Here is a 12,193-nt window from a genome sequence, read left to right on the forward strand (position 1 = left end):
ATGAAGGATTTCTCATCGCCTGATCCAAGCCCAGCCGCCCTGAAACCGCAGGGGGCAGCACACCAACCGGACGGTTCGCCGGACGCGTTCCCGCTGTCGGCGGTCCAGCGGAGCGTGTGGTTCGGCCAGCAGCTCAGCCCGACGGCGCCCATCTTCATCGCGCAGTACGTGGAGCTGCACGGCGACCTGGACCTCGACCTGTTGCGTTCGGTGGCGGTCACCGCGGCCCGTGAGTTCCAGTCTCCGTTCCTTCGTCTGGTGGACACGGGCGGGGAACCGAGCCAGAGGGTCGACCACTCGATCGACACCACGATCGAGTGGTTCGACTTCCGACAGGAGACGGACCCGCTCGCGGCGGCGCACGCGTGGATCGACCACGACTACGTCACCCCGATCCAGCTGACGCGGGACCGACTGGTGGAGATGACCATCCTCCAGGTCGCAGACAGGGACTACCTGTGGTACACGCGAATTCACCATGTCGCGCTCGACGGATACAGCGGGATGACGATGGTGAATCGAATCGCGGCCCTCTACACCGCCGCGTGCACGGGCCTGGATCCGGAACCGAATCGGGCCCTCGACCTGCGCACACTCTACGAGCTGGATCAGAAGTACCGTTCGTCGAGCCGGTTCGAGGCCGACCGCGAGTACTGGGCGGAGCACGTGCGGGGGATCGAGGCAGGCTCCACGCTCGCGCACCGGGACGGCCCGGCCGCGGCCCGTTGCCGACTCGAGAGCGCGCAACTGACCGACGCGGCGCAGGGCCGGCTGAACTCCTCCGACGCCCGAGTCGGCGCCACGCCCGCGGCACTGCTGATCGCGGGCTTCGCCTGCTACCTGTCGAGGCTGACGGGCAGCCGCGACGTCCTGGTGAACGTGCCGGTGTCCGCGCGCACCACCGCGCCGCTGCAACATTCCGGCGGCATGCTCGTCAACGTCGCCCCGCTCCGGATCACCGTCGACCCCGACGACACCGTCGCCGACCTCGTCCGGAGGGTTCAGCTGGAACTGATGGGCGCGCTGCGCCACCAGCGGTGCAGTCTCGAGGACATCCGGCGCGACGCCGGCCTCACCGGTGCCCGGCACGGGCTGGCGGGTCCGATGGTCAACGTGATGCTCTTCCGCCAGGAGATCACGCTCGGACCGATCGTCGGCGAGTACCACATCGTGACCTCCGGACCCGTGCAGGACCTGCTGGTCAACATCTACCAGAGCGGTACCCCGGCCCGGACGCTCGTCGACTTCCGCGGCAACCCCAACCGATACGGCGAGGACGAACTGCGCACGCATCACCGGCGCTTCGTCGAACTCGTGGAGGCCCTGCTCGCAACCGAGCCGACGACCAGGCTTGCGGACATCCATCCCGAGTCGGCCCGGATCGGGGCGCGCATGCTGCGTGAGAAGGCCGAGCTCGCGTTCTGGGCGGAGGAGCTGGCCGGACAGCCGGAATCTGCGCTGTTGTCGCCCGCAAGCCCGGCGCCACCCGTCGGGACCGGACGGGGCTCGGTCACGCGTGTGCTCGACCGCGACCTGCACAGTGCGGCCACGGCGCTCGCCCACGGTCTCGGGATCGGGCCGTTCACGATGCTGCACACCGCACTGGCCGCGATCCTGAGCAGGCTCACCGACGCCGACGACATCGTCGTCGCCGCTCCGGTGCTGATCCGGTCGCCCGAGGCGACGCCGTCCGGGTCTGCCACCACCGCCCGCCGGAACACCATCGCCCTGCGCACTCCGATCGACCCGTCCGTCCCCTTCACCGTTCTGGCGAGGGAGACCGGCAAGCGCGAGCGCCGCGCCTTCGCCCACTCGGAGACCCCGTTCGAACGGGTCGTCGAGACACTCGGCGCCCCCCGTCCGCGGGTGACGCTCGACGTTCACACCGCCGACTCCGGCGCGAGCGCCCCGGAAAGTACCGAACTCACGGTCGACCTCACCGAGCGTTTCACCGCGGGCGGCGCGCCCGCAGGTATCGACGCGCGGTTGACCTTCGACAACACCGCGCTCGACGAGCACACCGTGACCGCTCTGATCGATCGGTTCGAACGACTGCTCGCCGGGGTCGCCGAGGATCCCGGTCGGGCGGTGGGGGACGTGCCCATCCTGGGCGACGCGGAAACGGCGGAGCTGACACCGGTGACGGGAGAGGATGCCGTTGCCCCGCGGACCCTCGACCGGATCCTTGCCGACGCCGTGGCCGTCGATCCGGATCACCAGGCGGTCGTCGCCGACGGCCGGGGCCTCTCCTACCGCGAACTCGACGAACTGGCCGGCCGATTGGCCGGACGTCTGTCCGCACACGGAATCGGTCCGGATTCCGTTGTGGCCCTGGCCATTGCGCGCTCGATCGAGTCGGTGGTCGCGGTCTGGGCGGTCGCTCGCGCCGGGGCCGCCTTCCTGCCCGTCGACCCGGACTACCCGGCGGACCGGATCACGCACATGCTCTCCGACTCCGGTGCAGCCCTCGGCCTGACCGTCCGGGCGCACCGCGACGGGTTGCCCGACAGCGCCGCGTGGTTGGTCCTCGACGACCCGATCGCCGAGCCGGAGCCCCAGCTCTCCGACACCCAGCTCTCCCGAGCCGCGGCGACTCGGCCGGTGCACCTCGACGACGCCGCCTACCTGATCTACACCTCCGGATCCACGGGTCTGCCCAAGGGCGTGGTGGTCACCCATCGTGGGCTGGCGAACCTCGCCGCGGAGGAACGCGACCGGTTCGCGATCACCGCGGCATCCCGCACCCTGCACTTCTCCTCGCCGAGCTTCGATGCGTCCGTGCTCGAACTGCTGATGGCCGCGGCGGCCGGGGCAACGATGGTCGTGGCCCCGCCGCACGTGTATGGCGGCGCGGAACTGGCGGACACCCTCCGCCGCGAACGCGTCACGCACGCCTTCGTCACCCCCGCTGCGCTGGCATCCGTCGATCCCGCCGGACTCGATCGGCTCGAGTGTGTGGTCACCGGTGGTGACGTGTGCCCGCCCGCGCTGGTCCGGCAATGGGCTGCACCGACCTCCCCCAGTTCCCGAGGGGCAACGACATCCCCGAGTTCCCGAGAGGCAACGACATCCCCGAGGCGCCGCATGTTCAATGCGTACGGCCCGACCGAGACCACCGTCGTCGCAGGCATCAGCACCCCGTTGCGGCCCGGCGCCCCCGTCACCATCGGCGGACCGTCCCGCGGGTGCGGCGAAATGGTTCTGGACCGGCGGTTGCAGCCGGTGCCCGAGGGGGCGGTGGGGGAGCTGTACGTGACGGGCGAGGGGCTGGCCCGCGGCTACCACCACAGGCCGGGGCTCACCGCGGACCGCTTCGTGGCGAACCCGTTCAGCGCCACCGGCGGGCGGATGTACCGGACCGGCGATCTGGTGCGGTGGCATGCTCGCGCGGGCAGTGAGCCGGCGGGCACGACGGCGCGCGAGCTCGAGTATCTCGGCCGCAGCGACTTCCAGATCAAGATCCGCGGCTTCCGGATCGAGCTCGGTGAGGTCGATGCCGTGCTCCGGGCACACGCGGGTGTCGCGTACGCGGCGACCGTCGGTCGCACCGGCCCCTCGGGTGACCTCGTGCTGGTCGGCTACGTGCTGCCCGCGGCCGCCGCCGAGATCGACGAGGTCGAGCTCCTCGCCCACGCCGCCGAGTCGCTGCCCGCGCACATGGTGCCCGCGGCACTCGTCATCCTCGACCGGGTGCCGTTGACCCCGGCGGGCAAGCTGGACCGAAAGGCGTTGCCGGAACCCCGTTGGGGCGCGACCACCCCCGAGTACCGTGCGCCGCGCACCCCGACGGAGGGGACGGTCGCCGCGGTGTACGCGGACCTGCTCGGGCAGGCCCGGATCGGTGTCGACGACAGCTTCTTCGATCTCGGCGGCGACTCCCTCGTCGCCACCAGGGTGATCGGACGGGTGAATGCGGCGCTGCCCGTGCACCTGAGCGTGCGTGACCTGTTCGCGGAACCGACGGTGGAGGGACTGGCGCAGCACGTCGACCGGATCCTCGAGAACGCGGATCCCGCTCGGCCGGCACGGGACCGGCCCGCACTGGTTGCGCGGGACCGGCCGGACCGGCTCCCGCTCTCCCCGGCGCAGCAGCGGATGTGGCTGGTGAACCAGTTCGACACGGCGTCGCCGGCCTACAACATTCCGTTCGCCGTGACGTTCACGGGCGAACTCGACCGTGCGGCGCTGCAGACCGCGTTGGGTGACGTGATCGGCAGGCACGAGGCCCTGCGGACGGTGTTCCCGGCCGACGCGCGGGGGCCGTACCAGGTGATTCTGCCGGTGCTGGACGCGGCGGTGGACCTGACGCCCGTCGTCGTGGACCCGGATCGGGTCGGGGAGTCGGTCGCGGCGGCGGCCGCCGCCGGTTTCGATGTCCGCGAACAGCTTCCGATGAGAGTCGTGTTGCTGCGGACCGGGCCCCGGCGGCACGTCCTTGCCGTCGTACTGCACCACATCTCGGCCGACGGGCAGTCCGTGGAGCTGTTGGCCCGAGATGTGGCGGCGGCATATGCCGCGAGGGTGGCCGGGCGCGCACCCGACTGGGATCCGCTGCCGCTCCAGTACGCCGACTACGCCCTGTGGCAGCGCGAGCTGCTCGGCGCGGAGGACGATCCGCAGTCGCTCGCCGCCCGGCAACTCGCCTACTGGGGTGAGCGGCTCGCCGACCTTCCGGCGGCGATCCCGCTGCCCCACGACCGTCCCCGGTCGACACGCCCGACCGCGGCCGGCAGCCGGATCGAGTTCGACGTCGCGGCCGGGATCCACCGAGACCTCGTCCGGATCGCGCGTGAGCACGGCTGCACGCTGTTCATGGCCCTGCACGCCGCGCTCGCGGTACTGCTCGCGCGGCTCGGCGCCGGGGCCGACGTCGCCGTGGGCACACCGGTCGCCGGCCGCGGCGAACCCGAACTGGACGACCTCGTCGGCATGTTCGTCAACACCCTCGTCCTGCGTACCACGGTCCGGGCCGAGACCACGTTCGCCGACGTGCTCGCCCAGGTGCGCGAGACCGACCTGGGAGCATTCGCCCACGCCGACCTGCCGTTCGAGCGTCTGGTCGACGAGTTCGCCTCGGACCGTTCACCGATACACGCGCCCCTGGTTCAGGTGCTGCTCGAGTTCCAGCACGGCGAGCCCACGGCGGTGGCGATGCCGGGACTGTCCGCCGAGGCCGTCGAAGTGGATCCGGGTGTCGCCAAGTTCGATCTGCAACTGGGAGTGCGGGAACGATTCGACGAGTCCGGGCGCGCCGCCGGCCTGTCCGCGACCCTGCGGTTCGCGACGGACCTGTTCGACCGCACCACGGTGGCCTCGTTCGGTGACCGCCTGGTGCGGATCCTCGCCGCGGCCGCCGCCGATCCTACCGCGGTGGTGGGTGACATCGTGATCACCGGCGAGCGGGAAACTGCCCTCGCGATGCGGGAGCCGCCCCGCCGCGTGGTGCCGCCGGCCACCCTGCCGGAGCTGTTCGCGAGTGCCGCGGCGCGAAACCCGGACGCGTGCGCGGTCGTCGCCGGGGCCACCCGCGTCCGCTACTGCGAGCTGGCCGCGCGCGCGAACAGATTGGCCCGCTTGCTGATCGGCCACGGAGTGGAACCGGGCTCGCTGGTCGCGGTCGCGATGGCGCGTTCGGACGATCTGCCGGTCGCCCTCCTCGCGGTCCTCACGACCGGCGCCGCCTACGTTCCCGTGGACGTGGATTATCCGGCGGAACGCATCGCCTACATGATCGCCGACGCGTCTCCGGTGTGCGTGCTCGTCGACGGCGCCGCGACCGGTACGGCTCTGCGTCGCACCGACGTTCCGGTACTCGACCTCGGTGATCCCCGCGTGGCGACCGCGCTCGGCGAACAGTCGCCGGCGCCGGTGACCGACGCCGACCGAGGAGCGCGGCTGTACCCGGACTCGCTCGCGTACGTGATCTACACCTCCGGGTCGACCGGACGGCCCAAGGGAGTGGCGGTCTCGCACCGCAGTGTGACCGCGCTGTTCGCCAATGCGGCCGAGTACTTCCGATTCGGTGGCGACGACGTCTGGACGATGTTCCATTCGTACGCTTTCGATTTCGCGGTGTGGGAACTGTGGGGCGCGTTGATCCACGGCGGCACCGTGGTACTGGTCGACCCGACCACGGCCCGCACGCCGCACGACCTGCTGCGGTTGCTGGAGGACGAGGCGGTCACGGTCCTGTGCCAGACCCCGAGCGCCTTCTACCAGCTGGCCGAGGCCGACCGCGCCCGCGCACGGGACGGCGACGCCGCGGTGCTACGGCTGCGGTACGTGATCTTCGGCGGCGAGGCGCTGGACCCGGGTCAGCTGGCCGAATGGCTCTCCCGCCACGGGGATTCGGATCCGCGGTTGGTGAACATGTACGGGATCACCGAGACCTGCGTGCACGTGACCCACTGCCCACTGTCGCGGGCACCGGGGGGCGGGGCGTCCGGGGCATGGGGTCGAGGGTCGATCGGCCGCGCGTTGCCGGGGCTTCGGGTGCGCGTGCTCGACGAGCGACTGCACGTGGTCCCTCCCGGCGTGGTGGGGGAGCTGTACGTGTCGGGCGCCCAGCTGGCACGCGGCTATCCGCGTCTGGCCGGGGAGACCGCGACGCGGTTCGTCGCCGACCCTTCGGGGTCCGGAACCCGGATGTACCGCACCGGCGATCTGGGCCGGTGGCGGGTGGACGGCGAGCTCGAGTACGCCGGCCGCAGGGACGACCAGGTGCAGGTACGCGGATACCGGGTGGAGCTGGGCGAGCTGGAGGCGGCGCTCGCAGCGGTGCCGGGAGTGGCGTCCGCGGTCGCGCTCGCCGACGAGGGACCCGTCGGGATCCGGCTGGTGGGCTACGCCGTGCCCGCCGGTGGTGCGGCACTCGATCCGGACGAGGTGAGAGCGTCCGTCGCCCAGTCCCTTCCCGGCTACATGGTGCCGTCGACAGTGATGATCCTGGATCGACTTCCGGTCACCGCGCACGGCAAACTCGATCGCGCGAGCCTGCCGCTCCCCGGTGACGTCGGGGACGCCTACGTCGCGCCGCGCAACCCGATCGAGGAGATCGTGGCGGGGGTGATCGCCGACCTGCTCGGGGTGGACCGGGTCGGTGTCGCCGACGGATTCTTCGCACTCGGCGGCAACTCGCTGGTGTCGGCGCAACTGGTTGCCCGGATCAACGACGCGACCGGCTCCGCGCTCGGCATTCGGGACGTGTTCGACGGCCCCACCGTCGGTGAGCTCGCCCGGCGAGTCGGCGGGGAGGGCAGCGGCGTGCGGCGGCCTCCGCTGGGTCCGCGCGTCCGGCCGGCCCGGATCCCGTTGTCCCCGGCGCAGCAGCGGATGTGGTTCGTCAACCAGTTCGATCCGCAGTCCCCGGCGTACAACATCTCGTTCTCGCTGCAGTTGGTGGGCGAGCTCGACGCCCCGGCGCTGCGGGCCGCGCTCGGCGACGTCGTCGCCCGGCACGAATCCCTGCGCACGGTGTACCCGCTCACCGACGACGGGCCCTGCCAGCAGATCCTGCCGGTCGGGCTCGCGGAGCCCCGACTCGAGGTCGTCACGGTGCGCGACGCCGACGACCTGCGCGCCCGGGTGCGAGCGACGCTGACACGCGGCTTCGACGTCGCGGAGCAGATTCCGCTGCGGGCACGCCTCTTCCGGGTCGACGAGACGCACCACGTGCTCACCGTGGCGATGCACCACATTCTCGCGGACGGCTTCTCGCTGAATCCGCTGGCGCGGGACGTGGCCGCGGCGTACGCGGCCCGCCTGCACGGTTCCGCGCCGAGGTGGCCGGCGCTGACCGCGCAGTACGCGGACTACACACTGTGGCAACGCGACTGGCTCGGCGGCGAGGACGACGGGTCGTCCCCGCTCACCCGTCAACTCGAGTACTGGGCCGGCACTCTGTCGGGCCTGCCCGAGGTGCTGGACCTGCCGAGCGACCGGCCGCGGCCCGCGGTCCGCTCGCCGTCCGGCGGACGCGTCGAGTTCGCGGTCGGCGAGCGGCTGCACCGAAGCCTGATCGCGCTCGCCCACCGGCACGACGCCAGCGTGTTCATGGTGGTGCACGCGGCGTTCGCTGCGCTGCTGTCCCGGCTCACCGGCTCCGACGACATCGCGATCGGCACCCCGATCGCCGGGCGCGGAGCCGCGGCGCTCGACGACATGGTCGGGATGTTCGTGGGAACCCTCGTGCTGCGATGCGACATCGGTGGAGCGTGCTCGTTCGGTGAGCTGATGCAGCGGATCCGGGAGACGGACCTGGGCGCGTTCACGCACGCGGACATCCCCTTCGAACGGGTGGTGGAGGCGCTGGACCCGCCGCGCTCGCCCGCACACACCCCGCTGTTCCAGGTGATGCTCGAATTCCGCACCATCACGCGGCCGGAGCTCGCGCTGCCCGATCTGCGGGTGGGGGACTTCGATCCGGGCGACGCGGTCGCCAACTTCGACCTGCAGCTCACCATGGCCGAGGAGTTCGACGCCGCGGGCGGCGCGGCCGGAATGTCGGCCGGCCTGGTGTTCGCGACCGACATGTTCGACGACGCCACCGTGCGGACCTTCGCCGCCAGGTTCGTGCGGATCCTGGAGGCGGTCGCCGAGACCCCGGACATGCCGGTGGCGGACATCGACATCCTGGGCGCTGCCGAGCGCGCCGCGCTCACCGCGGTACGGGGCGCGCCCGGCGCAGCGCCGCGCACGCTGGCCGCGATCCTCGCGGCGGGCGCGGCGATCGATCCGCAGCGGGCCGCCATCCGGATCGACGGCCACGACATCTCCTACCGCGACCTCGACCACTCGTCGACCAGGCTCGCCCGCGAACTGATCGACGCCGGCGTCGGACCCGGATCGGTGGTGGCGCTTGGCATGCCCCGCAGCGCCGAGTACGTCCTCGGCCTGTGGGCCGTCGCGAAAACCGGGGCGGCCTTCCTCCCGGTCGACCCGGCGCACCCACCCGACCGCATCGCGTTCATGCTCGGCGATTCGGGTGCGGTGCTCGGCCTGACCGTCGCGCGGTCCCGGAAAGCCCTGCCCGACGAGCCGAACTGGTGGGTGCTCGACGACCCTGCGACAGCGATCGTCGACGCCGATGCGACAGCGATCGTCGACGCCGATGCGACAGCGATCGTCGACGCCTATGCGACACCGATCGCCGACACCGAACGGACCGCGCGGATGCGCCTCGACCAGGCGGCCTACCTGATCTACACCTCCGGGTCGACGGGAATCCCGAAGGGCGTCACGGTCACTCACCGCGGTCTCGCGGCGTTCGCCGACCACGCCCAGCGGCTGGGCCGGACGACGCCCCGCTCCCGGACACTGCACTTCACCTCGCCCAGCTTCGACGCCTCGATCCTCGAGTTCGTCCTCGCGTTCGGTGTCGGGGGCACCCTGGTGATCGCGCCGCCCACCGTGTACGGCGGCGACGAGCTGAGGGAGCTGCTCGTGGCCGAACGCGTGACCCACTGCTTCCTCACTCCCACGGCCCTCGCGGCGACGGACCCGGCCGGACTCGACGACCTCGCGTGCGTGGTGACGGGCGGCGAGGCATGCCCGCCCGGTGTGGTCGCCCGCTGGGCCCCGGGACGGCACCTGTACAACGCGTACGGTCCGACGGAGGCGACCATCGCCGCCAGTGTCAGCGATCCGATGTCCCCCGGCGATCCGATCACGATCGGCGGCCCCGCACCGGGATTCCGGCTGCGGGTGCTCGACCGCAGGCTGCAGCCCGTGCCGGTCGGCGTGCCCGGCGAGCTGTACCTCGCGGGCCCGGCGCTGGCCCGCTGCTACCACCGGCGTCCGGGGCTGACGGCCGGCCGCTTCGTCGCCGACCCCGGCGGCGAATCAGGCGAACGCATGTACCGCACGGGAGACGTCGTGCGCTGGACCGCCGACGGCCCGCTGGTCTACCTGGGGCGCGGCGACCGGCAGGTCAAGGTCCGCGGCACCCGCATCGAGCTCGGTGAAGTCGAATCGTGCCTGACGGCAGACGGATCCGTCGCACACGCGGTGGCCGACGTGCGCGCGGTCGGGCGCGGGGGCGACCGGCTGATCGGGTACGTGGTGGCCGCCCGCGGGGCCGTGGTGGACACCGCGCACCTGCACGAGGCCCTCGCCGCGCGGCTGCCCGCGTACATGGTTCCCGCGCACATCGTGGTGCTCCCCGAACTTCCCATGACCGTGCACGGCAAGCTCGATCGGACCGCGCTGCCGACGCCCGATCTCGCCGTGGAGGCGTCCGCCGGCCGGTCCCCGAGGAATGCGGCCGAGGAGAACCTGGTGCAGCTGTTCGCGGAAGTTCTCGGACTCGACACGGTCGGCGTGGAGGACTCGTTCTTCGCGATGGGCGGAGACAGCATCATGTCCATCCAACTGGTGGCGCGAGCGAAGTCGGCGGGACTGCTCCTCACACCGAGGGACGTGTTCGACCACCCGACCGTCGCCGGGCTCGCCGCGGTGGCGGACTCGCACACCGCCACACGCCACCCGACCCTCGACGAGCTGCCCGGCGGTGGCGTCGGCGAGGTGCCGATCACCCCGATCCTCGCGTGGATGCTCCGCCGCAGCGCGGGCCGGATCGGCCGGTTCTCCCAGTCGGTCCTGCTGGTACTGCCCCACGGGGTCGACCGGCCCACGCTCGAGGCCGCGGTGCAGGCCGTCCTCGACACGCACGACATGCTCCGGGCCCGGCTCGGACCGGACAGCGGCACCGACGGTGACACACCCCGTCGCTCCGCTCGCCCCGATGACCCTCCCCGTCGCTCCGCTCGCCCCGGTGGCTGGAGGATCACGGTTCCCGGCCCCGGCAGCGTCACCGCCCAGGACGTTCTGGCGCGGATTCCGGTGGATTCGGTGGACGACGAGGAGTTCGACGCCCTCGCGGCCGCGGCGGCCGAGGCCGCGGCCGATCGCCTGGATCCGGCCACCGGCACGATGGTGCAGGCCGTGTGGTTCGACGGGCCGTCCGGCACCGGACGACTGCTGCTGGTCATCCACCACGCCGTCGTCGACGGAGTGTCCTGGCGCGTGCTGGTGCAGGACCTGGCCTCGGCGTGGGCGCAGGCGTCGGAGGGGCGGGTGCCCGAGTTGCCCCCGGTGGGCACGTCGATGCGGCGATGGGCCCTCGCGCTGGACGAGGCCGCCCCACAGCGCGTCGGCGAACTACCACTGTGGGAGCGGATCCTGGGCGGCGTCGCGGATCCGCCGATCGGGTCGCGGCCGCTCGATCCGGCGCGGGACGTCGCTGCCACCAGCGAGGTGGTCACCAGCGAGGCGCCACCAGAGGTCACCGAGGCCGTGATCACGGCGCTGCCGGAGTCGCTCCACGCCGGCGTGCTGGACGGGCTGCTCACGGCCCTCGCGATGGCAGTGGTCCGCTGGCGCAGCGAGCGAGGCGTCGCCCGGTCCGACGTCCTTCTCGGAGTCGAGGGGCACGGGCGGGAAGAGGGAGCGGTCCCCGGTGCGGACCTCACCCGGACGGTCGGCTGGTTCACGACGCTGTCGCCGCTACACCCGGATCTGTCGTCGATCGACCTCGGCGCGGCATTCGCCGGGGGTCCGGCGGCCGGTGCGGCGGTCAAACTCGTCAAGGAGGCGCTGCGGGCGATCCCGGATCGGGGCATCGGGTACGGCCTGCTCCGCGAACTCGCCGGAGAACAGGGCGCCACGGTGCGCGGGTGGCGCGACCCCCAGATCGTCTTCAACTACCTGGGCAGGATGGCGGGCGTCGACCGGACGGCCGCGGGGGCCGGCGACGATCCGCAGGCGTGGCGGCCCAGCGCGCGGCATGGGCTCGGCGGCGGCCACGACCCACGGATGCCCGCGACGGCCGTCGTCGACATCTCGGCCGGTCTCGTGCAGCGGCCGGGAGGCGCGGTCCTGCAGTCGTCCTGGACATTTCCGGCCGGGGTGCTCGACGCCGACGCAGTGCACCGGCTCGCCGACCTGTGGCACCGCGCGCTGGGAGCGCTCGCGGTGTACGCCCACACGCCCGGTGCGGGCGGGCTCACCCCGTCGGACGTCGATCTCGTCCCGCTCGGCCAGTCGACGATCGACGCCCTCGAGGCACGACGACCCGGGCTGACCGATGTGTGGCCGCTGACCCCGCTGCAGGCGGGACTGCTGTTCCACGCGCAGCTCGCGGAGCATTCGGTGGACGCGTACACGGTCCAGCTCGTCGTCGGGTTGCACGGCAGGC

General features: G+C 72.2%; 1 protein-coding gene (running past one end of the window). It reads left to right on the top strand.

Going from position 1 to position 12,193, the window contains the following annotated elements; translation table 11 throughout:
- Positions 1 to 12,193: the 5' portion of a non-ribosomal peptide synthase/polyketide synthase gene (locus ACWEPG_RS04385; RefSeq protein WP_452593963.1), read on the top strand. It continues 15,017 nt past the right edge of the window; the window shows 12,193 of its 27,210 coding nt (coding positions 1–12,193); it begins with the start codon at positions 1 to 3; the stop codon falls past the right edge of the window.

The sequence above is a fragment of the Rhodococcus sp. NPDC004095 genome, from assembly GCF_053604015.1.